The sequence below is a fragment of the Tepidisphaeraceae bacterium genome, assembly GCA_035998445.1.
GTDB lineage: Bacteria > Planctomycetota > Phycisphaerae > Tepidisphaerales > Tepidisphaeraceae > DASYHQ01.
This window is the reverse complement of record DASYHQ010000041.1, coordinates 154,508-176,448: the sequence shown is the minus strand read 5'-3', so window position 1 is coordinate 176,448 and position 21,941 is coordinate 154,508. Positions and strand designations below refer to the sequence as shown.

The window sequence follows — 21,941 nt, the reverse complement described above, 5'->3', positions numbered from 1 at the left end:
CGGACACCATGAAACGCAGGCACGACGCCACCCTCACTGCCGGTCTATGCGCCTCACTCGTGGCGCACGGGCTGATCGTGTTCGGCGCGAGCGTTATCTACATCGACCGGCTCGAATCGCGCATCTGGCAACCACCGCTGACGCGTGAATTGGCGCAGGCGACTGGCACGACGTCGTCCAACGAGTTCCAATTGGGTGAGGAGACCGGCACCGGCACCGCGATCGCGCCGATGATAGGCGATCAGGACGCACTGGCCCGCCAAGCCAACTCCGATCAACCCTTTACCAGCCTCGACCCCGCGGGCTTCGGAAAAGTCGGCGACCCACCCGCGCCCTCGGCCGCCCCGCCGGGTGAAGGGGGTGGCGGTGGTGCGCCGGCACGCTTCGGCCTGCCCAGCGACACCTCCACCATGCCCCAACCGCGCCCGCGACCACCGCTGGCGCAGCGACGCGCTGTTCCAACGGCCGAAGAGATATCGCCTTCCGGTACCTCGCCCGCGCTGCCACCGGACGTCGCCAGCAACCTATCGATCAGCGAGTTGCCGACCGTTCAAGAGCCCGCCGAGGCGCCGCAGACGCAAGTGATGGCCGCCAACTTGTCGAACGTTCCTCAGGCGACGGTGGCCCCCGGCGCGCCGGGTGAACGCGCGGCATCGGCCGATCCTGCCCCACTGGCCGACAGTGAGATCGACCCGTTCGCCAAGACCGGCGCCGCCGAGTTTCGCAGTGGTCGCACGAACGTGCAGTTCGGCCGCAAGAGCAAGCTGACGCGCCCGCGCGTGCTGCTGGCGGGCCAGATGGATTTGATCGGCAAGGCCAACCCGCGCGTTACCCTCGCGATCGCCACCGACGCCAGCGGCAAGGTCACCGACGTCGCCGTCCGGCAATCCAGTGGCAGCCCCAACATCGACCAGCCCGTCCGCGTGGCCGCCTACGATTGGTGGTTCGAACCCCCGCGCGACGCCGCCGGCCAACCCCAGCCGGACGCGTTCCTGTTCACCGTGTCGTTCGTGGGCAGCTAAGATGGCCCGAACGATCGCAGCCGTCATCGTCACATGAAGATCACCGAACTGTTCTACTCGATCCAAGGCGAAGGGAAGCTCGTCGGCGTCCCCTCCGTCTTCGTGCGCGCCAGCGGCTGCAACCTGCGCTGCACCTGGTGCGACACGCCCTATTCCAGCTGGCAACCCGAGGGCGGCGAGATGACGGTCGCGGCGATCGTGGCGCAAGTGGAGAGCTACGGCGCCCGCCATGCGGTGCTGACGGGTGGCGAGCCGATGATCATGCCGGAGATCGTCGCGCTGGCGGCCGCGCTGAAGGAACGCGGCTATCACATTACCATCGAGACCGCAGCCACGGTCTACAAGCCGATCGCGGTCGATCTGGCGTCGCTGTCGCCCAAGCTCTCAAACAGCACGCCGCACGAGCGCGAGGGGGGCCGCTTCGCGATCGCCCACGAGCGCCAACGGCTGAACGTGCAAGTTATCCAGCAGTTCATCGACGCATCTCCCGACTTCCAGCTGAAGTTCGTGGTCGCCAACGAACAGGACCTGACGGAGATTTCCGACCTGCTGGCCCAACTGAACGGGTGGCACCCCGCCGACGTGCTGCTGATGCCCGAGGGCATAGACGCCGCCACGCTCGCGGGCCGGGCCGGCTGGATTTCCGACATCTGCAAACGCACCGGCTACCGATACTGCCCGCGCCTGCACGTCGAGTTGTACGGCAACACGCGCGGGACGTGATCTCCGTCCCCACGTGCCGCAGTAAAACACTCGCCCACGAATGGGCACGAAAACGCACGAATAAGAGGAACAGTCTTCGCCTGCTCGCATTCGTGTCGCTTCGTGCGCCTTCGTGGGCAAACTCCGCGGTGCGAATCACCCTCACCTAGCCTCTCCCGGCGCATGTGGGAGAGGGATTGAACAGCCATCCCGCTACATCTGCCCATGCCGGTGGCACGTTACCAGGTGGTCGTTCACCATGCCGGTGGCCTGCATCATCGCGTAGCAGATCGTGCTGCCGACGAACGTGAAGCCGCGCTTTTTCAGGTCCTTGCTCATCGCGTCAGACTCCGGCGATGTCGCCGGCACGTCTTTCATCGTCTGCGGCTGGGGACAAAGCGGGCGGCCGTTGACGAATCGCCAGATGTAGGCGTCGAAGCTGCCGAATTCCTTCTGCACCGCGAGGAACGCCTTGGCGTTCTTCACCGTGCCGGCGACCTTCAGGCGGTTACGGATGATGCCGGGATCAGTCAGCAGCTTTTCGACCTTCTCTTCGGTGAACTTCGCGACCTTGGCCGGATCGAACTCGGCGAACAACTGGCGGTAGCGGTCGCGCTTCTTCAGGACCGTTTCCCAGCTTAGCCCCGCCTGCGCGCCCTCGAGCGTCAGAAACTCGAACCACGTTCGGTCGTCATGCACCGGCACGCCCCACTCGATGTCGTGGTATTCGATCATCAGGTCGCCCTTGGCCCAGGAACAGCGAGGAAGCTCAGCCGTAGTCATGTTGGCGAGTGTATTTCCACGCGTCGCGTCCTGCCATACAATGGCCCGTTCGCATGATCGTCCGACTGTCCAAAACCTTCCGCTTCGAGGCCGCCCACTACCTGCCGACCTTCCCGCAGGGTCACAAGTGCCGGCGATTGCACGGCCATTCGTTTCGCTTCGACGTCATCGTGGAAGGTGACGTCGACGAAGCCAAGGGCTTCCTCATCGACTACGGCGACATCAAGGCGGCCGCGGCGCCGATCGTGGCGCAGCTGGACCATTTTTACCTGAACGACATCGAAGGCTTGGAAAACCCCACCGCGGAAATGCTGTCGCGATGGCTGTGGCGGCAGCTCAAGCCCGCCCTGCCGTTGCTGGCGAGCATCGTGGTCCACGAAACGTGCACGAGTTCGTGCGAATATCGGGGAACTTAATTAAGACTTCAGTTGTCATCCCGATGGGAGCCTTGGCGACCTGAGGGATCTCCCAGTGGCGTGAATCGCTCGTCATCCGAGATCCGTCAGGTTGCCTTAGGCTCCCTTCGGAATGACACGCGCGCATGGTCACGCGATGGGTTCTGTCCGCTAGTCTTTAGGCTCCGATCGGGATGACAGCTGACCGCTCGAACGGCACGTCAAGACAGCAGAAACGCCTTTACGACGTTTGGCCCATGCACACCGGTGACAACGTTCATCTCGATGTCGGCGGTCTTGCTGGGGCCGCTGATGAGGGTGACGTGCGAACCGACGCCGTCGACCGTCATCTTTTCCATCAGATCGAGCAAATCGGGCACGAAATTCTTCGGTTCCAGCACCGCGATGTGGAACTTCGGCACCAGCGACAAACTGCGGCCATGGTTGGCGTTCGTGCGGATGACCAATGAGCCCGTCTCCGCGACGGCGTAGGTGACATCCGTGACGGCGGCGTCCAGCTCGTACGCAGAGTCAAGCGTCAGTTCGTCCCACGTCTTCACGTCCAGCCCCGCATCCCGCAGCGCCTGCGGCAGGCCGATGGCGGTCAGCAGTTTTGATACGCTCATGCCGATCTTCTGGCACCCGTTCGCCTTCAGAAACTCGGCCATCTTCGGCGCCAACTCTTCGACGTAACACGACTCGACCAACATCTTCAGCTCGGCCGCCCGCTTGGCGAACAGCTCCGGCAGGCCAAAGTCGGTATGAACCAGACGCACCAGCGGCTCAGGCAACTCCGGTGGTGGCACCGGCAGCTTCGTCAGCGGCGCTTCACGGCCCAGGCTGCGGCGGACTTTGTCGAGGACTCCGGAGGCGTCGTTCATGCTCGATCTCGTTTGTGGGTGGTCGATCCGGTCCCTCTCCCATGTACTCATGGGAGAGGCTAGGTGAGGGTGATTTCGAACTGCTGACGACTCCAGTAAGAACGAAGGCACCCTCACCTAGCCTCTCCCGGAGTACCGGGAGAGGGACCGGAGGCACTGCTATCTGTCCTTCCACATTTCATGGAATGTCCGCGCCGCCGGTTGGGGCATGTCGCGAATGTTGGTCCAGCCGCTGGCGGGGTTGGGGAGTTTGGTCACCCATCCACCATGGTCGTCGGCCTGGGCGCGCAGCACCCATTTCTGCAGCGTCGTGTTGATCTTGTACAGCAACGGCGACTTCAAGCTCTTGGCCCAGGCGCGGTAGACGAAGCGTTCGATCCGGCCGTTCATCTTGCGCGTGGTGATGTCGCGCCGCAGGTTGATCAAGTGCTTGGGAATGTTGATCTTCACCGGGCAAGCTTCGTAACACGCCCCGCACAAACTGCTGGCCTGCGGCAAGTCCTTGAACTCGCTCAGCCCCTGCATGAGCGGCGTAATGAGCGCCCCGATCGGCCCAGGGTAGACGCTGCCGTACGCGTGCCCACCAATGCTGCGGTAGATCGGGCAGGCGTTCAGGCAGGCGCCGCAGCGGATGCAGCGCAGCGTCTCGCGATATTCTTCGCTGGCGAGGATCTCCGTGCGCCCGTTGTCCATCAGCACGAGGTGGAACTCTTCGGGGCCGTCCTTTTCACCGGCGTCCTTGGGTCCGCCGTAGATGTTGGTGTAGATCGTGATCGGCTGCCCGGTCGCACTGCGTGCCAACAGCTTCAGCATGACGGCCAGGTCGGTCAGCCGGGGGATGACCTTTTCGATGCCCACCAGCGCCACCATCACGCGGGGCGAGGTGATGCTCTGCCGTTGGTTGCCCTCGTTCTCCACGCCCACCACGTGTCCGGTCTCGGCGACGAGGAAGTTGCCGCCGGTCATGCCGAAGTCGGAGACGCGAAACTTATCGCGCAGGTACAGCCGGGCCTGCTGGCAGAGCGCCTGCGGGTCGTCGTTGTACGGCGTGTTGAAGTAGTCGGCGAACAGCCGCGCGATGCTCTGGCGATCCTTGTGCACGATCGGCTGCACGAGGTGGCTCGGCTTGTCGTGCCCGATCTGCACGATGAACTCGCCGAGGTCGGTTTCGACGACGTCCAAGCCCGCAAGTTCGAGCGCGTGGGCGAGGTCGATCTCTTCGCTCACCATCGACTTGCTCTTAATACAGCGGGTGACGTTCGCCTTGGTGGCGATGTCGAGGATGATGCGTTTTGCCTCGTCGCCGTTGGCAGCGAAGTGAACGTGCCCGCCGTTCTTTTCGACGTTGGTGGCCAGCTGCTCGAGGTAGTAGTCGAGGTAGTCCAGCGTGTGCTGCTTGATGTCACCGGCGAGCTGGCGGATACCGTCAGGGTCGGGGAGCGCAAGCATGCCGAGCCGCCTGCCCGCATCCTGGCGCGTGACCGCCCCGCCACTGGCGAGGCGCAGCTTCTCGTCACCGGCGGCCTTCACGCTGACGGAGTTGAAGTCGAACTTCGCGCCCGCAGCCTCCTGCAGGAACGCCTTGGTCGCGGGATCGTTTTGCAGCGTGGGAAGCGTCGCCATACATCCTTTTCGCCAGCGGGTGAGAGAGTATACCACCACGAATACACCGATCAACTTTTATGATTGAAGTCGATCATATATTTGAAAGACGGACAAGTGTGATCGACGCGATCCACATTGCGCACCCGCTACGTGCTCATCGTCATCCTGAGGCGGTGCGAACGAACACGCTCGCGTCCGCCTTTCACGTGGCATGGGCGTCTCGCCCATGCCTGTGGACTGGAACGGGAAATGCCATTTGCTGGCGATTGCGCTGACCCCGCCGCAGGCTCAAAATCGAGTCTTCAGGCTTCACGACACGCATGGGCGAGACGCCCATGCCACGGCCGGAGCAGCCGCGACCGCGTTCGTTAACGCCCTCTGAGGTACTCCGAAGGTTCTCTTCCTCTCCGATGCGAATACGGGGGGAGATCCTTCGGCGTACCTCAGGATGACGATGCGCCCATAGGTTGCCAAAGCTACGTACGTACCGAAAGTTTTGTCCGCTTGCACGATTGCCCGCCTCGCGTCACTCTCTGCCCCCATGATCTTCAGCTTCTCGCGTCGCGCGCAACGGAATGTTGTGACGCTTGCCCTCAGCCTTGCATCAATCGTCACCACCTCCACCCTTCGCGCCCAGACCGATCCCGGTCCGTTGCTCTTGCCCTTTCCGGAGACGAAGGATTTCGAGCTGACGCTGACGGCCACGCGGTTCAACCGCGAGCACATCAAGGGGACCGATGAATCGTTCCGCCTGAACCAGTACGAGGCCGCCGGCCGAATGCGGCTGACCGACAAGTACCCGGTGAACCCCGCGCTGGGGTTCGAGCTGTTCCGCCTGAACGTCGACACCGACAACGATGAAGTGCCCGCAACCCTTACCGACCTCTCGATCGGCTTCGCGACCCCCATCTACCAGTACGAGAACGGCTGGTACGTCGCCGGCAGCATTGGCGCCGGGTATTCGGGTGGCGAGTTGGGCGATCATCGCGGTGGTTATTACGGAAAGCTGACCGGCATCGTCGGCAAGGAATTCGGCAACAAGGACTCGATCCTCGTCGCGCTCAGCTACGACGGCAACCGCACCGTCTACCCCGACGTGCCGCTGCCCGCCATCGCGTACACGAAGGTGATCGACGACGAGCTAGAACTCGTGCTGGGCTTCCCGTTCAGCACGGTGCGCTGGCGCCCGATCGAGCGGCTGCGGTTGGAGGCGACCGCGTCGATTGGAGAGCTCGCCGGTCGCATCGAATACGACTTGACCGACCAGGTGATCGCCTACGGCTCGGCCAGCAACATCAGCCGTGCCTTTCGTCTCGACGAGCTGCCCGGCAACGACCGCCTGCTGTTCGAGCAGCGCCGCGCCGAGGCGGGCCTGATCATCAGCCCAAGCAAGTACAAGTGGATCGGCATCACCGTCGCCGCGGGCTATGCCTACGGGCAGGAGTTCAGCACCGGCTTCGACAACCGCGACTCCGACACGGTCTACAAGCCAACCGACGCGGGCTACTTCCGCGTGGGCTTGGTCTGGCGGCCGAACTGAACCGCCGGGCATGCGGGGGACAGCGAGGATGGAAGATTGAGCAAGATAAGCCTCGCGGCTCCTAAGTGACGGCCTGCGTACCTGTATCCCGTCATCGCGAACAGGTGCAGGGCAGCCGTGCACATGTGCACGAGGTGCGAAACCTTGTGCACGAAGCGCGAAACCTTGTGTTTGGAGCGCGAAACCTTGTGCACGGAGTCCAAAACCTTGTGCACGAGGCGCGAAACCTTGTGCACGAAGCGCGACACCTGTTTGTCGGAGCGCATAACCTGTTGTTCGAAGCGCGAAACCTTGTGTTCGGAGCACGGAACCTTGTTTTCGGAGCGCGAAACCTTGTGCACGCGGAAGCACAAGCAGGCGATGCGGCTCGCGAACGGGGCGGCGAGTGCAAATGCGTTAATTTTCTCGGACGGGGTCGGCGGGTGGAAGCGGAAATGAGGACATGCCTGTGGGGCGTGCGGGGTCAGGGCGGGACTTGTGCGGGTAGGAGATTGTGACGAACATCACGCCACGAATTTCGTCTATTATTACGCTATGGCAAAGAAACCAACACTCCCCCGCGGCGACAAGAACAAGCGCATCGTCAACGTCGGCATCACCCAGATGGCCGTCGGTGAGGACGTCAACGCCAACCTGAAGAACCAGGCCCGCCTGATCGAGAAGGCGGCCCAGCAGGGCGCGCAGATCGTCTGCACGCAGGAGCTGTTCCGCGCGAAGTACTTCTGCCAGCTGGAAGACCACCGCTTCTTCAAGCTGGCCGAGACCATCCCCGGCCCCAGCACGGAACTGTTCGGCAAGCTGGCGAAGAAGCACAAGATCGTCATCATCGCCAGCCTGTTCGAGAAGCGCGCCGCGGGCCTGTACCACAACACGGCAGTCGTCATCGAGACCGACGGCAGCATCAAGGGCATCTACCGCAAGATGCACATTCCAGATGATCCGCTGTACTACGAGAAGTTCTACTTCACGCCCGGCGACACCGGCTTCCGCGCCTGGGACACCACCTACGGCAAGATCGGCGTGCTGATCTGCTGGGACCAGTGGTACCCCGAGGGCGCCCGCCTGACCGCGTTGCAAGGCGCCGAAATCCTGTTCTACCCCACCGCCATCGGCTGGCACCCGAAGGAGCGCGAGTTGTACGGCACCGCCCAGCACGAAAGCTGGGAGCTGATCCAGCGCAGCCACGGCGTGGCCAACGGCTGCTACGTCTGCTCGCCCAACCGCATCGGCCTCGAACACGTCCACGACGCCGACGGCAAACCCGCCAGCGAGGACGGCATCCTCTTCTGGGGCCAATCGTTCATCAGCGGCCCGGATGGGCAGATCGTGCAGAAGGCGTCAGTGGACCAAGAAGAGGTGATCGTTCAGCCGCTGGATCTGGACCGCGTCGAGTTCAGCCGCACGCACTGGCCCTTCCTGCGCGATCGGCGGATCGATGCGTACGGGAACATCACGAAGCGGTTCGTGGACTCGGCCGTATGATGCACGAGCGTCGACTGCTGTTCATCGACAAGGTCGTTGTTGCGGTCTGCTGTTTCTGGCTTATCGGCTGGGTGCTTTGGGGCCTGGTTTTCGCGGCCGACGTGTTTCAACGTCAGGCATCAGCCATGGAAGCTTGGCGAAAGGCAGCGGCAGTGTTTGCACTATTCTCCTCGATTGGCTGCATCGCGTTGATCGGACTGTGGCCACATCGCGACCTGCTCCGGCGAGGCAAACGCGTTGAAGGAAACGCCTTCGTGGTCCAGCCGAAGGGCGAGGAAACCGAGTAAGCAGCATCACCGGCCGTTCAGATGGGATCGGCGGATTGATGCGTACGAGGGAATCGCGAAGCGGTATATTGGCGGGTAAAGGAGATCCATGACTGAAGCAGAGCTCACAGACGAACTTCAACGCGAGCCGTTCACGCCGTTTCGGTTGCACCTCGTCAGCGGCAAGACGCTCGACGTGCTGGGGGCAACGGCTGCTCACACGTTGAAGAACGCGCTTCTCGTGCTGCGTAACCCCGTCCTTGGAAGCCCAAGAGCCGACGGATACGACCTGGTCGCGTACCAGAATATCGAGCGTATCGAGCAGTTGGAACTCGGCGGACGAACATCGGCCAAGCGTAAGCGAGCATAGGTTTCACGATCGATGGCAAAACTCAAAGTTCTCAACCAAACCCCCGCCGCCCTCGGTTACACCTTCCCCGCCGAATGGGAGCCGCAATCCGCCACATGGTTTTCATGGCCGCGGCCGGAGGGGATTTCGTTTCCTGGGAAGTACCACACGATCCCGGAGAACCTGGCGCGCATCATGTGCGAGATCCAGAGCCGTCAGGCCGTGCGCATCAACGTGCCGAACGAGAACTGGGAGCACATCGTCCGCCGGGATCTGAAGGAGTTCGGCTGCCCGACGAAGAACGTCTTCTTCCATCCCATCAAGACGAACGAAAGCTGGTGCCGCGACCACGGGCCGGCGTTTGTCGTGAACCGGGCGAAGAAGAAGGTGGCGATCGTCGACTGGGGCTTCAACGCCTGGGGCGGCAAGTATCCGCCGTACGATGATGACGATGCCGTGCCGACGCGGATCGCGAAGGAATTCGGCCTGCCGGTCTTCTATCCCACCCGTACCACGGGCGGCTCGCCCGTGTCCTCTCCTTCCACAGAAAAACACGGGCGGGCCGCCCGTGGTACGAAAGACGAGATGCCGTCGAACCTCGTCATCATGGAAGGCGGCTCCGTCGACTTCAACGGGGCCGGCACGGTCCTCACCACCACCGATTGCCTGCTCAACAAGAACCGCAACCCCGACCTCTCCAAGCAGCAAGTCGAACAGTACCTGAAAGACTACTACGGCCAATCCCACGTGGCCTGGCTTACCGGCGGCATCGAAGGGGACGACACCGACGGCCACATCGACGACCTCGCCCGCTTCCTCAGCCCCACGAAGCTCGTCATGGGCGTCGAGCCCGACACGAAAGACGACAACCACCGCGTGCTGAAGTCCGTGCGCAAGCAGGTCGACAAGTTGCGCGACCAGGATGGCCGGCCATTCGAGATCATCCAGATCCCGATGCCCAAGCCCGTCGTCCACGACGGCCAACGCCTGCCGGCGACGTACGTCAACTTTTTGTTCATCAACGGCGCGCTACTGGTGCCCACCTTCCGCGACAGGAAGAACGACAAGAAGGCCCTGTCGATCCTGCAAGACCACCTGCCCAAGCATAAGGTGATCGGCATCGACTGCACGGAACTCATCTGGGGCTTGGGTGCCATTCACTGCCTTACGCAGCAGCAGCCGAAGGTGTAAACGTCGGCCGATCGCAGAATTGGCCCACGAAAAGGCACGAAAATTCACGAATAAGAGAAGGCGTGGAATGGCATTCCCAGTTCGTGTTCATTCGTGCTGATTCGTGGGCCGTCTTTCCGAGGTCCGCACTCAACCCTCGCATTCGTTCGTAAATTTACCATTTAGGTCATTTGACTTCCCCGCACTTTGGATACCATTACGTCTGGTAACGCCGGTGCGGGACGTACGCCGCACGCGCAACGCGATGGAGCCTGACACGAGGCAGAGGAACACGAGCACATGGAATTGACGACCGAGACCCCGGGCCGCGACAAGGATCTGCTGACCGCCCCGCCGGCCAGCCCTGTAAACCCGCCTGCCTTGGGTGCAAGCAACGGCAACAGTGCCACAACGCGCGCCTGGACCATCGCCGACTCTGCCAAGACCTACGGCATCGCCAACTGGGGCCAGGGTTACTTCAGCATCAACGACGACGGCCACGTCGCCGTCCACCCGCGCCAGGACCCGCAGCAGAACGTCGACCTGAAAAAGCTCGTCGATGAGCTGCGCGAGCGCGACATCCAGCTGCCCTGCCTCATCCGCTTCACCGACATTCTCGAGCACCGTGTGCAACGCCTGCACGGGGCGTTCCAGAACGCCATCCGCGACCACGACTACAAGGGCCGCTATCGCTGCGTCTACCCGATCAAGGTGAACCAGCAGCGGCACGTGGTGGAAGAGATCCACCACTTCGGCAAGGAATTCGGCTTCGGCCTCGAAGCCGGCAGCAAGCCCGAACTGCTCGCCGTCATGGCGATCGTTGACAACAACGACACGCCGATCGTCTGCAACGGCTTCAAGGACGACGAATTCATCGAAGCCGTCATTCTCGCCACGAAGATTGGCCGTAACGTCATCCCGGTCGTCGAAAAGTTCAGCGAGCTCGAGCTGATCGTCAAGTACGCCAAGCAGCACAACGTGAAGCCCAGCATCGGCGTGCGCGTGAAGCTGGCCGCCCGCGGCAGTGGCCGGTGGGAACAATCAGGCGGCGTGCGCTCGAAGTTCGGCCTCTTCATCTCCGAAGTCGTGGAAGCCCTCGAATTCCTCCGCAACAACGGCATGGGCGACTGCCTGAATCTGCTGCACTTCCACCTCGGCAGCCAGATCAACAACATCCGCAACATCAAGGGCGCCATCATCGAGCTGTCGCGCGTCTACACCGAACTGCAACGCCTCGGCGCCGGCCTGCAGTACGTCGACGTGGGCGGTGGCCTCGGCGTCGACTACGACGGCTCCAAGACCGACTTCGGCTCCAGCATCAACTACGGCCTGCAGGAATACGCCAACGACGTCGTCTTCCACGTGAAGGAAGTCTGCGACCGCACCGGCGTCGCCCATCCCACGATTATCAGCGAGAGCGGCCGTGCGATGGTCGCCTACCACAGCGTGCTCGTCTTCAACGTCATCGGCTGGAGCGGCTTCGCCCGCTTCCAACTCCCCAAAGGCCTCGAACCCGACCAGCGCGCCACCCTGCCCGCCCCGGTCACCAATCTGTTCGACACGTTCCTAGGCGTGAACGACCAGAACTACATGGAGTACTACCACGATGCCCACGTTTCCCGCGACGCCGTGCTGAACCTCTTCAGCCTGGGCTACTGCAACCTGGAAGACCGCGCCCTCGGCGAAAAGCTCTACTTCGGCATCTGCGCCAAAGTCCTGAAAATCATCCGCAAGATGGAGTACGTGCCCGACGAGTTCCAGAATCTCGAAGCCATGCTGTCGGACACCTACTTCTGCAACTTCTCGATCTTCCAATCGATGCCCGACAGCTGGGCGATCGACCAGCTCTTCCCGATCATGCCGATCCACCGGTTAAAGGAAGAGCCCGACTGCCGCGGGATTTTGGCCGACATCACCTGCGATTCCGACGGCAAGGTCGACCGCTTCATCGATCGCCGGCAGGTGAAGAGCACGCTTGAGCTGCACGGCTACAAGGGCGAGGACTACTGCTTGGCCGCCTTCCTCGTCGGTGCCTACCAGGAGATCCTCGGCGACCTCCACAACCTGCTCGGCGACACGAACGCCGTCCACGTCACGGTTGACGACAACGGCTATTCCATCGACGAGGTCATCGAAGGCGACACCGTCCGCGAGGTCCTCCAATACGTCCAGTTCTCCGCCGACGACCTGATGCGCACGATGCGCAAGACCGTCGAAAAAGCCCTCCGCGACCAAAAGCTCAGCTTCGACGAAAGCCGCGTCCTGCTGAAGTTCTACGAGAACGGTTTAGAGGGCTACACGTACCTCGAGTAGCCGCCGGCGGGTTGAATTAGAATCAACCACGAAGACACAACGACACGAAGCGATTTCCGCTAGCCGGGAATCGCTTCGTGTCATTAGTGCGCTCGCTTCTATTCGTGTCTTCGAGATCTTTCTTCTGTAGGACAGGCATTCCTGCCTGTCTCTCCCCCTGTCTGCCTCTCCCCCCGAATTCTTCTCTCTTCTGTGGCACAGGCATTCCTGCCGGTGTCTCTCCTCTGTCCTTGTCTGAGTGGTGGGACGGACATTCTTGTCTGTCTCTCTCCTATCTTTTGTCTTCCTGCCACCCTTCCCTCACGCCGCCACGGCCCGCGGCCCTGCCCATATCTTCCCCAAGTTCGTCGAGATCGGCTCGCACGCCGGGCCGTTCTCCTTACGGCCCGAGACGAAGAACCCCACCAACCACACCGTCGCGAAGCTCTGCGCATCGGCTGGGAACGTAACGTCCACCGTCGCCCGGCTGGCGCTGGCCGCGAACGTGAACTCCGACAGTTCCTGCGGCGGCTGTTCGCCCATGTGAATGAAGATCATGCAGCTGTCAGCGTTGGCCACCTCCTCGCGCGTCCCTTCCTTCCGAATGCCCAGCGTCACCGTGCGCCCGTCCACGCTTAGCACGCGTAGGCGAGGCACGATCGTCGGCCGCCCGCGCCGCGTCGGCGACTTGCGATCCCGGATTCCGATCTCGTACCGTTGCGGTTCGGCCAAGCCGACTTGCGACCTCACCATCGCAACAACGAGCGTCGCGACGTGTAAAAGCGCCCGCTTGGCCTCGTTCTTCCGACCAGTGGCCAGCGGCCCCATCGTCGACGGATCCGCCGTCGCCGCGATCGCCGCGCTGTACTCCGCCTGCCTAAGAATGAACTCCGCCCGCAGCGGCTCAGCCACGCCCCAGTCAACCGTCGCCAGCGCCAGCTTCTCGCTGACGTTCCGCGCCCAGTCGGGCAGCAGCTGATCCGTTACCGGTGGTACTCGCTCCATGGTTGCTCCTTCGCGTCAGCCGACCTCGCCGCGCCGCGGGCCATCCCGCCGTGCGCCGCATTTGCTGGTGCTACTTCACAAATCGTCACTCCCACCCCCGCGCTTCAGGCAAAATCCGCACAGTCGCACCAAAGCGCGGTTCCCTCTTCCCCCCGTCCGATAGAATCGCCCGCCGCGCCCCTGCCGGGCCCCACAGCGTTTGGTGCGCGGGCAAAACAAATTGTTTCGCGACAAAACAATCTGCTGCGCGACGAAACAAACTGTTTCACGGCAAATTGCCCCGCAACGAAGCAGATTGTTTCGCCACAAAACAAATTGCTTCGCGACAAAACAGATTGTTCCGCAGCAAAACAAACTGCGTCGCAGCGAAACAGATTGTCCTACCCCAAAACAATCTGCGTCAGAACGAAACAAACCGTCTCACACCGAAACAAACTGCCCCAACGCAAAGCAGACTGCTCTGCCTCAGAACAGCATGCATTGCGACGGAACAACTCGCTTCGCTTCAACACAGAAAGCGTCGCACGACGCAGACGAGCGGGCGCCGCCCCATCGCCCGTAGGGCGGGATGGAGATCCCGCCTTGAAATTCGAGGTCGCGCAGCGGCGGACCGGGATCGCAATCCCGCCGCGAACGCGCACCGTCGACGGCAGCGGCGGGATTCCGATCCGATTGCGCCACTCGCCAACGGGCCACCACCCGACGGATCTTCATCCCGCCCTACATAACTCTGGCCGGGTGCCACGATCCAGCCCTACTTCTCCCCCGCCCCTTCCATCAGCACCGCATAAAGTTCCGGGCGGTTGGGGTGCGCGTCGAGCCAGGACTTGATGCGTTGGATCTCCTGCCAGTCGGCGGGGCCGAGTTTGGAGATCATCAGCTTCTCGTACTGGGCCTGGCGGTCCTGGCGGAGGACGTCGGCTTGCCAGGTGCTGCTGAAGATGAAGTGGACGTCGTCGTGCAGGTTGCGGTCGGCGAGGGCTTGCCATTCGTTGGCGTCGAACCAGATGCCGCCGCAGCCGCCGCAGCGTTCGAGGGTGAAGCGCGTGCCGTGGCCGACCTTCGCCTTGATGAGGAACCGGCCGCAGTTGGGGCAGAGCTTGGCCTTGGTCGACTCGCTGGATTGCGGCGGTTCGGTGACGTCGTCGGGCTGCTTTTTGGGCAGGTTGGCCCCCTGCCGTTCGACCCACGCCAGGTAGATCTCGCCGTCGATCCAATGGCCATGGCAGTGGCTGCACTGGCGGGCGGACAGGTTCTGCGCGGCCGCAGTGCCGGCGGCGAGTTCGGTGGCTTCCAAAACGCCGGTCTTGCAGGCGGGACATTGCATGGGAGGAAGTTTACCACGGGCGACCTGGGCTTGTCTTCGTGATTCAAGGGCCGGCGGCGTACGGTGTAATGGGACGGTTGCGGGTACGATTCTGCCATGCCGCCGTTGGTCCAACGTTTGGCCGTGATGCTGGGGTGGATGTTTGCGTGCACGCTGACGCTTTGGGCCATGGCGGCAGTTGTTGGGGCAAACTTCGTGACGTTGACGCCCAACGATGGGCCAGTCGGGTCGGTGCTGGGCGCGATGTTCGCCATCGTCTGCCTCGCGACGTGGGCCGTCTCGTTTCCAGTTCTCTTCACGTTCGGCCTTCGCGGGCAGTTGCCCGGCGCCCGGCGCACTGGGGGCGAGCCGCGCGGGTTCGCCGTGCTGCAACCCAAGCCGGCGCCGGAGAGTTCCGCCGTCGATGCGGATCGAGCAGGATTCGCTTCGGTGGACGCTGGGACGCGGGCGCCCCGCGATGAATCGGAGGATTGATGTCAGATGAACTCCGCCGTGTGCTGCCCTACGCGGGGCCGCGCGATCCTGTCGAGCCGCCGCTGGTCCTCTGGGGCGATGGCCGTTGCGCGCGTTGGATCGTGGGCGGCATGTTCGTCGCTATTGGCATCGTGAATATAGCGCTCTGCGTGTGGAGCCTGCTGGGCGGCATTCTTCTTCTGACGAGCCGGCAAGAGATTTTTTCCAATCGCGACGCGGCGTATATGACGGCCGCGCCGCGCCAGGCGGGCCCGTCGGTGGGCAGGTCGGTCGAAGGTACTCCGCATGGCTGAGCATCACGAAGCGCACCGCAAGACGCACGACCTCGTGCAGACGGCTTTCAAAGGTGATGTCGCAGCGGTCGCGCGGCTGGTGGAGGAGGGCGCAGACCTGCGGGCCTATTCCGATGGCGGGCTGAACGCGCTGCACGCGGCGATCGAGAACAATCAATTGCAGACGGTGGAACTGCTGCTTCAGCTGGGGGCGGACGTGGAACAGACGACGCGCGACGGTTGGTTCACGCCGCTGTTGCACGCGATCGAGGTGTCGTCAGATGCGGCCTCGCAACTTGAACAGGCACGGTCGGGAGACATGATCGATTTGCTGTTGCGGCACGGCGCCTCCCCGACGGCCGATACGGCGATGGGCCCGTCTCCACTGGAGTTCGCACGGCAGCTCGCCAATCCCGTCGCAGAAGCGTTGCTGCGCGTCGCGGCCGCGCCGATCGAGCTGATGCTATCTGGCGAGACGGTCCGCGCGATGCCGCTTCAGCCCATCGCCTACGAGACACCCGAACGGCCCTTGGAGCAAAAGCCGCGGCGACCGGTGGACATCCGGCACGTCGTGGCCTACACCGCGGCGATTGCGTTCGTGCTTGGAATTGTCTTTGGGCCGCTGATTCTAGCCTTGCGGTACGGACATCTGTTGCGCAGCATTCTTCCCGAGCCGTGATCCGAGCACCGGCGCCAGCACCATTAAGCCATCTTCAATCCCACGATGCCCAGCAGGATGAGCCCGATGCAGGCGAGGCGCAGCGGGCTGGTGGGGTCGCCGAGGAGGAGCATGCCTAGGAGCGCGGTGCCGACGGTGCCGATGCCGGTCCAGATGGCGTAGGCGGTGCCGACCGGCAGATGCCGGAGGGCCAGGCCGAGCAGGCCGAGGCTGAGCAGCATCGCGATGGCGGTGAGCAGGGTCGGCAGCGGGCGGGTGAAGCCGTGCGTGTGTTTCAGGCCGACGGCCCAGCCGATCTCGAGCAGGCCCGCGAGGATGAGAATGAACCACGCCATGACGCTGTCTCCTTTTTGCAAAGTGACAGGGTCGTCCCTATCGGAATTTCCAAGGGGAACGCGGAGTCGTCTCCGCGCGTGGAGATCTTAGGCGACGATGGCTGGCGGGGTCAATTCATCGCACCTCCGAAGCGACGTTAGCATCACGAAATCGCTAGAATGATCTTCTGGCAAAGGGGGCGTCGCGAAGGGGTGGAGGACGAACGTGGATTACAGCATTACGGCATACCGCGCAGCGGGCGATGGGGAGACGGAAGACACAATCGCGGTGCAGGCGGCGATCGACGCGTGCGCGGCGGCGGGTGGTGGGCGCGTCGTCGTGCCGCCGGGCGTTTACATGATTGGGACCGTGCAGCTGAAGGATCGCGTGGAACTGCACCTCGAACGCGGCGCGACGCTGCGCGGGATCTTCAACGGCGACAGTTACCGGGCGATCGACCCGCAACATCAGCGGATGACGGCGCTGGTCTTCGCGCGCGACGCGGTCGACGTGGCCATTACCGGGGGCGGGACGATCGACGGGCAGGGATCGCGCTATTGGCGCAAGCTGGATGCGCCGCGCTCGAGCCGGGCGGACGTGGACGAGGTGGGCGTCATCCAGTTCTGGTACGAGCACATGCGCGAGCTGTCCAAGCCCAACCGGCTGGTGGCCTTCCTGCGCTGCCGGCACGTGCAGGTGCGAGACGTGCACCTGACCGGCGCGGTCAGCTGGACGTGCCACGTGGTCGGTTGCCGCGACGTGAAGATCCGCGGCATCGATATCCTGAACCCGATTTACGGCCCGAACACCGACGGCATCGACATCGACGGTTCGTCCGACGTGCTGATCGCCGACTGCACGATTGAGACCGGCGACGACGCGATCGTGCTGAAGACGACGAACCTGTTCGGCACCTGCACGCCGATCCGCAATGTAACGGTGACCAACTGCCGCCTGCACAGCGGCTGCAACGCGTTCAAGATCGGCACCGAGACCGAGGAGGACGTGGAGAACGTCTGCTTCAGCAACAGCGCGATCTACAGCCCCAACGACGCGCGGCCGATCGAACGGTGCATCAGCGGGATTGCCTTGGAGACGGTGGACGGCGGCAGCGTGCGGAACGTGACGTGCAGCAACATCACCATGACCAACGCCCGCACGCCGATCTTCCTGCGCCTTGGCGAACGGCTGCGCAGCGGCGCGCGAACGTCGGCGGGCGAGATGCGCGGCATTGTGCTGTCGAACATCGTCGCCACGGGCGCGACGCATCCATCGGTAATCTCGGGCATCCCGGGACATCGCATCGAAGACGTGCAGATCCAGAACCTGCAGATCGAAACCCGCGGCGGTTCGTCGCAAACGGCAGCGGAGATCGGCGCGGTACCGGAGAACGCCGCCGCGTACCCGGAGGTGTTCATGTTCGGCACGGTGCCGGCGGCTGCGCTCTACCTGCGGCACGTCGACCGGCTTGCGATGGGATCGCTCTTCGTGCGCCTGCGCAAGACGGACGCGCGCCCACTTTGCTTCGCGGACCATGTGGAGCAGATGACCGCCGATCGAGAGCTGTTCCAGTAGGGGCGAGCGACGGAGGAACAGTATCTGTCACGAGATGTGCATTTCCCCCACTTCTGGCGAACCCGTTTAGCCGCGGGCCTGCCCGCGATGTTTCCTAGCAATCACCGCGAGCAAGCTCGCGGCTAAACGATGTTGCGAATGAAGGTGAGGCACGCTACCCCAGTGACGGTGGCCGAGGGGCATCTTTGGCGCTGGTGGCAAAGATGGCATCGAGCATGGGGGGCAGGACCTTATCGGGCGCGAGGTAGTCGCGGGCGATGCCATAGGCTAGCTGGCGCTGCGTCACGGCGTCGCTCGCGATGCGTTGCAGGGCGTCCACGGCTTCGTCCATCGTGGTGAACGCGAACAGTCCGGCGCCACTGGGGACGTAGCGGCTCCAGGCGGTGTCCTGCACCACCGCAGGTCGGCCGGCGGCCAGGTAGCAGGCGGTGCGGCAGCTGAACCAGCCACTGCGCGTGTCGACGTAGACGTTCTTGGCGATCGACCACTCGCCGGCGCTGGTGCCGATGTAGTGGAGGTACGTCGCGGGCGTGCGCGAGCGCGCGAACGCCTCGGCCATCTGCCAGCCGTCGCGCTGGACCTCGTCGGTCGGGCACTTGTAGCCGGTGATCGCCAGTTCCAACGGCACGGTCGGCACGCGGCGCGGCAAGTCGTGGAACTTGTCGTATTCCTTCACCTTCGTCAGGTATTCGATGCCCTTGTACGTGACGGCACCCTTGAAGTAGTCCCACGTCATCACCGTGGTGAACGGCGCGTCGGCCGCGGGCGCGCGATCGACGAACTGCCGCCACGGTTCGAGCGTGACTACGCAGCGCGTCGGCCGCCAGTCGAAGTCCATGCGCGGCATGACGCAGTCTTCAGCGTAAATGTTCTCGGCGTACGTCAGGTGCACATCGTGCGCCCGGACCTGCGCCACCCAGCGGTCGACGTGTTCCTCCCAAGCGAAGCGCTCGCTGAGGCGGATCTGGTTGTAGCCGGGGTCGGTGTCCATGAACACCTTCACGCAGCGCGGGCTGAGGTTGTCCGGGAAGAAGCAGGCGCCGCTGACGTTGAGGAACACGTCGGCGGTCTTGGCGACCTCGTCGAACGCCTCGCGCGTCATGCCGAAGCTGGTCTCGTGCAGCAGCGTGTAGTGCCACTTGTCCTTCAGGTGCGGTGCGTAGGTGTTGAAGAAGTCGCGGATGAAGTTGACGGTGTAGTTCGGGTCGTCCGTCGGGTAGCGCTTTGCGGGATCGAACGGCCAGACCCACGTGTCCTCGTGGTAGTAGACGTCGTGGCCCAGCTCGGCGAGGCCGAGGACGTAATGGAAGTAGTCCCAGGCAACGCCGCCCAGCGGAAACTGCCCAACCATGCCACCGACGATGATGCGGAGTTTTTGCGTGCCAGCCATTAGGGAAGGAGGTCAGCGACAGCGATCTTCTTGCGCGGCAACGCCAGCGGCGCGATCGATTGGCCGGGCTTAAAGGTCAGGACGGTCGAATAACGCCGGCCGAACGGACGCGCGCGATCCGCCACCGGGTCACGATGTACTTCGAGTTGGCCATCCGGAATATTGATGATCCAGTACTCGGGGATGCCACCCTTGGCGTACAGCGACATCTTTCGCGTCTGATCGTAATGCAGCGTCGAATCGCTCACTTCAACAATCAGCAGCGCGTCACGCGGATGTTTTGGAAAGTCTCGAGGCGTTCCTCGAACCACCAGTAAATCCGGTTCAGGTTCGGATGCGGGCACGAGCGTGATGGGCAATTGTGGGCGAACGAGGTAGCCGGAGCCAAACGCCTGCTGAAGGGCCGCCAATCCCAAGCTGATCGCCATTGCGTGCGCGTCCCCAATCGGCGGCATCTCAATTAGCTCCCCGTCGATCAACTCGACGCGTTGTCCATCAAACGCACCAAGCCCCACGAGGCGGTGGTACTCGGTAAGCGAAAAACGCTTCGTCGACGGTAGGTTCGCCGTAAGCATGCCTTGAGTATACCTGTTCTAATGAACGATTGCTTCGGAATCGGGCAGCTTCATCTGGTGCTTGGCCATGCTGAAGTACAGCCCCCGCTGCTTCACCAGTTCATCGTGCGACCCGCGTTCCACGACCTTGCCGGCGTCCATAACGAAGATCTGGTCGCAGTCGGCGACGGTGCTGAGCCGGTGGCTGACGAGGATGATCGTGCGCTGGCCCTTCAGGCGCTTCAGCGTCTCGATGATGTGCTGCTCGTGGGCGGGGTCGAGCGCGCTGGTGGGTTCGTCCATGATGATGATCGGCGCCTCGGTCAGCAGGGCGCGGGCGATGCTGATGCGTTGTTTTTGTCCGCCGGAGAGGTTCTGGCCGGCCTCGGTGATCATTTCATCGTACTTGCCGGGCAGCGCGTCGATGAAGACCGCGGCGCCGCTGATCTCGGCGGCGGAGAGGATTTGGGCATCGGTGGCATCGGGGCGGCCGTAGGCGATGTTCTCGCGGACGGTGGTCGGTAGGATCACTGATTCCTGCAGCACCAGCGCGATGTGCTTGCGCACGTCCGCAACACGCACGTTGCGCACGTCGTGGGTATCCAGGCGCAACGCGCCACTTACGGGATCGTAAAAGCGCGGCAGCAGGTTTAGCAGCGTCGTCTTGCCCACGCCCGACTGGCCGACGAACGCCACCATCTGCCCCGGGCGAATGGTGCACGACACGTCGTCCAGCACCGGCCGGCCCTTCTGGTACTCAAAGATGATGTGGTCGAGCGTGAGCACGCGCGGCTGCTTCGGCAGATGGATGGCGTTGGGCGCATCTTTGATGATCGGGTCGCGGTCCATCACCTCGAACACGCGCTTCACGCCCGCCACGCCCCCCGCCAGCGCGGCGCCGCTGCCGGACAGGTTCTTCAGCGGCCCGTACAACATGCCGACGTAGGCGAGGAAGATCGACAGTTGGCCGACGGTGAAGCCCTTATCTCCAAGGTTCAGCAGGAACTGATCGCGGTAGACCAGGTACCCGCCGTAGCCGAAAATGAGCGCCCCACCGATGCCGAAGATGTTGCCGACGAACAGCCAGAAAATCATCTCCTGCCAGTGCAGCCGCAGGTATGCCGACACCGAGGCCTGCACGGTCGACGAAAACTTGGCGTACTCGTCGGCCTCACGGTTAAAGGCCTGCACGAGGCCGATCGTGGCGGCCGATCGCTGGATGGTGGTCGTCAGCTGGGTGTCGACCTCCTTCGCTTCCGTGGCCTTCTTCGTCAGGATTCGACTGTAGATCTTCGTCGTCCAGAACAACAGCGGCGCGATCGACAGCGACAGCAGCGTGAGCTGCCAGTTCATGCTGAGCATGATGACGGTCATGAAGATCAGCGTGACGGAGCTCACCAGCATCGTCTGCACGAGCGTGTTCAGGATCGTTTGGAAGCCGAACGTGTCGTACGACAGGCGGTAAATTGCGTCGCCCTGCGGCTGGCTGCGGTGGTACGCCAGCGACAGCGCTTGCAGTTTGCGGAACAAATCGCAGCGCACGCGCATCAACCCGCTGTAACCAATCTGGATGTTGAGCAGCGTGTGGGCCATGCTCAGCAGTTCCTGCACGAAGCGCAGCACCAACGCGAACGCAGCCAGCACGATGACCTGTTCCAGCTTGCCTTCCGGCACGAAGCGGAAGAAGAACGCCGACACGGCGTTGGTGGGCCCGTGGGGTCCGAAGACGGAATCGACCAGGATCGACAGCGGGTAGACCACCAGCAAGCCGCAGAGCGTCATGATCGCGATGATGACCAGCGCGAGGATGATCTTGCCGAGGTCTTCACGGAAGTAGGAGATCGCCCGCAGGTAGAATTGCAT

The 21,941-nt window shown here is 63.0% G+C and carries 22 protein-coding genes; 13 read left to right on the top strand and 9 right to left on the bottom strand.

The window, feature by feature from the left end:
• Positions 1 to 8 precede the first annotated feature (8 nt).
• Together VGN72_16440 and VGN72_16435 are read left to right on the top strand one after the other, a co-directional pair.
• The gene (locus VGN72_16440; GenBank protein ID HEV7300958.1) at positions 9 to 1,022 is read left to right on the top strand and encodes a TonB family protein; all 1,014 of its coding nucleotides are present in this window, start codon (positions 9 to 11) and stop codon (positions 1,020 to 1,022) included.
• A gap of 33 nt (positions 1,023 to 1,055) precedes the next feature.
• Positions 1,056 to 1,745 carry a 7-carboxy-7-deazaguanine synthase QueE gene (locus tag VGN72_16435; protein ID HEV7300957.1) on the top strand — a complete coding sequence of 230 codons (690 nt, stop codon included), beginning with the start codon at positions 1,056 to 1,058 and terminating at the stop codon, positions 1,743 to 1,745.
• 192 nt (positions 1,746 to 1,937) lie between these two features.
• Here VGN72_16435 and VGN72_16430 read toward each other — a convergent pair whose 3' ends face one another.
• On the bottom strand, positions 1,938 to 2,507 hold the full coding sequence (locus VGN72_16430; protein HEV7300956.1) for a DNA-3-methyladenine glycosylase I: 570 nt from the start codon (positions 2,505 to 2,507) through the stop codon (positions 1,938 to 1,940).
• A gap of 53 nt (positions 2,508 to 2,560) precedes the next feature.
• On the opposite strand from VGN72_16430, the gene queD reads away from it, so the two are divergent.
• The gene (gene queD, locus VGN72_16425) at positions 2,561 to 2,923 is read left to right on the top strand and encodes a 6-carboxytetrahydropterin synthase QueD (protein ID HEV7300955.1); all 363 of its coding nucleotides are present in this window, start codon (positions 2,561 to 2,563) and stop codon (positions 2,921 to 2,923) included.
• A 200-nt stretch (positions 2,924 to 3,123) separates the two neighbouring features.
• Here the strand turns inward: queD and VGN72_16420 are convergent, their stop codons facing one another.
• Positions 3,124 to 3,783 (bottom strand): LUD domain-containing protein, encoded by a 660-nt coding sequence (locus VGN72_16420; GenBank protein ID HEV7300954.1) that lies wholly within the window; start codon positions 3,781 to 3,783, stop codon positions 3,124 to 3,126.
• A 159-nt stretch (positions 3,784 to 3,942) separates the two neighbouring features.
• Positions 3,943 to 5,406: a LutB/LldF family L-lactate oxidation iron-sulfur protein gene (locus VGN72_16415; GenBank protein HEV7300953.1), complete on the bottom strand. Its 1,464-nt coding sequence runs from the start codon at positions 5,404 to 5,406 to the stop codon at positions 3,943 to 3,945.
• A gap of 562 nt (positions 5,407 to 5,968) precedes the next feature.
• Between VGN72_16415 and VGN72_16410 the strand changes: the two genes are divergently transcribed.
• The 6 genes from VGN72_16410 (at position 5,969) to speA (ending at position 12,508) form a co-directional block, all read left to right on the top strand.
• Complete coding sequence (locus VGN72_16410) at positions 5,969 to 6,928, top strand: hypothetical protein (protein ID HEV7300952.1); 960 nt, start codon at positions 5,969 to 5,971, stop codon at positions 6,926 to 6,928.
• Between the two features lie 534 nt (positions 6,929 to 7,462).
• On the top strand, positions 7,463 to 8,410 hold the full coding sequence (locus VGN72_16405; GenBank protein HEV7300951.1) for a carbon-nitrogen hydrolase: 948 nt from the start codon (positions 7,463 to 7,465) through the stop codon (positions 8,408 to 8,410).
• A complete protein-coding gene (locus tag VGN72_16400) occupies positions 8,407 to 8,697 on the top strand; it encodes a hypothetical protein (GenBank protein ID HEV7300950.1) in 291 nt (96 codons plus the stop codon). The genes VGN72_16405 and VGN72_16400 overlap by 4 nt, the downstream gene beginning before the upstream one ends.
• Positions 8,698 to 8,785: 88 nt before the next feature.
• Positions 8,786 to 9,046: a hypothetical protein gene (locus tag VGN72_16395; GenBank protein ID HEV7300949.1), complete on the top strand. Its 261-nt coding sequence runs from the start codon at positions 8,786 to 8,788 to the stop codon at positions 9,044 to 9,046.
• A gap of 12 nt (positions 9,047 to 9,058) precedes the next feature.
• Complete coding sequence (locus tag VGN72_16390) at positions 9,059 to 10,216, top strand: agmatine deiminase family protein (protein ID HEV7300948.1); 1,158 nt, start codon at positions 9,059 to 9,061, stop codon at positions 10,214 to 10,216.
• A 279-nt stretch (positions 10,217 to 10,495) separates the two neighbouring features.
• Positions 10,496 to 12,508, top strand: a complete 2,013-nt coding sequence (gene speA, locus VGN72_16385) for a biosynthetic arginine decarboxylase (GenBank protein HEV7300947.1) — start codon at positions 10,496 to 10,498, stop codon at positions 12,506 to 12,508.
• 300 nt (positions 12,509 to 12,808) lie between these two features.
• Here speA and VGN72_16380 read toward each other — a convergent pair whose 3' ends face one another.
• Both VGN72_16380 and VGN72_16375 read right to left on the bottom strand, forming a co-directional pair.
• Positions 12,809 to 13,492 (bottom strand): hypothetical protein, encoded by a 684-nt coding sequence (locus tag VGN72_16380; GenBank protein ID HEV7300946.1) that lies wholly within the window; start codon positions 13,490 to 13,492, stop codon positions 12,809 to 12,811.
• A 754-nt stretch (positions 13,493 to 14,246) separates the two neighbouring features.
• Positions 14,247 to 14,819, bottom strand: a complete 573-nt coding sequence (locus tag VGN72_16375) for a zf-TFIIB domain-containing protein (GenBank protein HEV7300945.1) — start codon at positions 14,817 to 14,819, stop codon at positions 14,247 to 14,249.
• Between the two features lie 96 nt (positions 14,820 to 14,915).
• Between VGN72_16375 and VGN72_16370 the strand changes: the two genes are divergently transcribed.
• Genes VGN72_16370 through VGN72_16360 form a run of 3 tightly spaced genes read left to right on the top strand, consistent with a single transcriptional unit; the run spans position 14,916 to position 16,244 of the window.
• On the top strand, positions 14,916 to 15,293 hold the full coding sequence (locus tag VGN72_16370) for a hypothetical protein (GenBank protein HEV7300944.1): 378 nt from the start codon (positions 14,916 to 14,918) through the stop codon (positions 15,291 to 15,293).
• Entirely contained in the window at positions 15,293 to 15,586 is a 294-nt protein-coding gene (locus tag VGN72_16365) for a hypothetical protein (protein ID HEV7300943.1), read from the top strand. Before VGN72_16370 ends, VGN72_16365 begins: the two co-directional genes overlap by 1 nt.
• Complete coding sequence (locus VGN72_16360; GenBank protein ID HEV7300942.1) at positions 15,579 to 16,244, top strand: ankyrin repeat domain-containing protein; 666 nt, start codon at positions 15,579 to 15,581, stop codon at positions 16,242 to 16,244. The genes VGN72_16365 and VGN72_16360 overlap by 8 nt, the downstream gene beginning before the upstream one ends.
• 23 nt (positions 16,245 to 16,267) lie before the next feature.
• On the opposite strand, the gene sugE is transcribed toward VGN72_16360, so the two are convergent.
• The gene (sugE, locus tag VGN72_16355) at positions 16,268 to 16,579 is read right to left on the bottom strand and encodes a quaternary ammonium compound efflux SMR transporter SugE (protein ID HEV7300941.1); all 312 of its coding nucleotides are present in this window, start codon (positions 16,577 to 16,579) and stop codon (positions 16,268 to 16,270) included.
• A 205-nt stretch (positions 16,580 to 16,784) separates the two neighbouring features.
• Here sugE and VGN72_16350 point away from each other — a divergent pair, with 205 nt between their 5' ends.
• Positions 16,785 to 18,134: a glycosyl hydrolase family 28 protein gene (locus VGN72_16350; GenBank protein ID HEV7300940.1), complete on the top strand. Its 1,350-nt coding sequence runs from the start codon at positions 16,785 to 16,787 to the stop codon at positions 18,132 to 18,134.
• A 154-nt stretch (positions 18,135 to 18,288) separates the two neighbouring features.
• On the opposite strand, the gene VGN72_16345 is transcribed toward VGN72_16350, so the two are convergent.
• Genes VGN72_16345 through VGN72_16335 form a run of 3 tightly spaced genes read right to left on the bottom strand, consistent with a single transcriptional unit; the run spans position 18,289 to position 21,941 of the window.
• A complete protein-coding gene (locus tag VGN72_16345; protein ID HEV7300939.1) occupies positions 18,289 to 19,524 on the bottom strand; it encodes a hypothetical protein in 1,236 nt (411 codons plus the stop codon).
• A complete protein-coding gene (locus VGN72_16340) occupies positions 19,524 to 20,099 on the bottom strand; it encodes a Uma2 family endonuclease (GenBank protein HEV7300938.1) in 576 nt (191 codons plus the stop codon). The genes VGN72_16345 and VGN72_16340 overlap by 1 nt, the downstream gene beginning before the upstream one ends.
• Positions 20,100 to 20,117: 18 nt before the next feature.
• A complete protein-coding gene (locus VGN72_16335) occupies positions 20,118 to 21,941 on the bottom strand; it encodes an ABC transporter ATP-binding protein (protein HEV7300937.1) in 1,824 nt (607 codons plus the stop codon).

Bases quoted from the DNA above. Each gene is read 5' to 3' on its own strand.
- VGN72_16440 (HEV7300958.1), top strand. From the start codon at position 9: ATGAAACGCAGGCACGACGCCACCCTCACTGCCGGTCTATGCGCCTCA.
- VGN72_16435 (HEV7300957.1), top strand. From the start codon at position 1,056: ATGAAGATCACCGAACTGTTCTACTCGATCCAAGGCGAAGGGAAGCTC.
- VGN72_16430 (HEV7300956.1), bottom strand. From the start codon at position 2,507: ATGACTACGGCTGAGCTTCCTCGCTGTTCCTGGGCCAAGGGCGACCTG.
- queD (HEV7300955.1), top strand. From the start codon at position 2,561: ATGATCGTCCGACTGTCCAAAACCTTCCGCTTCGAGGCCGCCCACTAC.
- VGN72_16420 (HEV7300954.1), bottom strand. From the start codon at position 3,783: ATGAACGACGCCTCCGGAGTCCTCGACAAAGTCCGCCGCAGCCTGGGC.
- VGN72_16415 (HEV7300953.1), bottom strand. From the start codon at position 5,406: ATGGCGACGCTTCCCACGCTGCAAAACGATCCCGCGACCAAGGCGTTC.
- VGN72_16405 (HEV7300951.1), top strand. From the start codon at position 7,463: ATGGCAAAGAAACCAACACTCCCCCGCGGCGACAAGAACAAGCGCATC.
- VGN72_16400 (HEV7300950.1), top strand. From the start codon at position 8,407: ATGATGCACGAGCGTCGACTGCTGTTCATCGACAAGGTCGTTGTTGCG.
- VGN72_16395 (HEV7300949.1), top strand. From the start codon at position 8,786: ATGACTGAAGCAGAGCTCACAGACGAACTTCAACGCGAGCCGTTCACG.
- VGN72_16390 (HEV7300948.1), top strand. From the start codon at position 9,059: ATGGCAAAACTCAAAGTTCTCAACCAAACCCCCGCCGCCCTCGGTTAC.
- speA (HEV7300947.1), top strand. From the start codon at position 10,496: ATGGAATTGACGACCGAGACCCCGGGCCGCGACAAGGATCTGCTGACC.
- VGN72_16380 (HEV7300946.1), bottom strand. From the start codon at position 13,492: ATGGAGCGAGTACCACCGGTAACGGATCAGCTGCTGCCCGACTGGGCG.
- VGN72_16375 (HEV7300945.1), bottom strand. From the start codon at position 14,819: ATGCAATGTCCCGCCTGCAAGACCGGCGTTTTGGAAGCCACCGAACTC.
- VGN72_16370 (HEV7300944.1), top strand. From the start codon at position 14,916: ATGCCGCCGTTGGTCCAACGTTTGGCCGTGATGCTGGGGTGGATGTTT.
- VGN72_16365 (HEV7300943.1), top strand. From the start codon at position 15,293: ATGTCAGATGAACTCCGCCGTGTGCTGCCCTACGCGGGGCCGCGCGAT.
- VGN72_16360 (HEV7300942.1), top strand. From the start codon at position 15,579: ATGGCTGAGCATCACGAAGCGCACCGCAAGACGCACGACCTCGTGCAG.
- sugE (HEV7300941.1), bottom strand. From the start codon at position 16,579: ATGGCGTGGTTCATTCTCATCCTCGCGGGCCTGCTCGAGATCGGCTGG.
- VGN72_16345 (HEV7300939.1), bottom strand. From the start codon at position 19,524: ATGGCTGGCACGCAAAAACTCCGCATCATCGTCGGTGGCATGGTTGGG.
- VGN72_16340 (HEV7300938.1), bottom strand. From the start codon at position 20,099: ATGCTTACGGCGAACCTACCGTCGACGAAGCGTTTTTCGCTTACCGAG.
- VGN72_16335 (HEV7300937.1), bottom strand. From the start codon at position 21,941: ATGCAATTCTACCTGCGGGCGATCTCCTACTTCCGTGAAGACCTCGGC.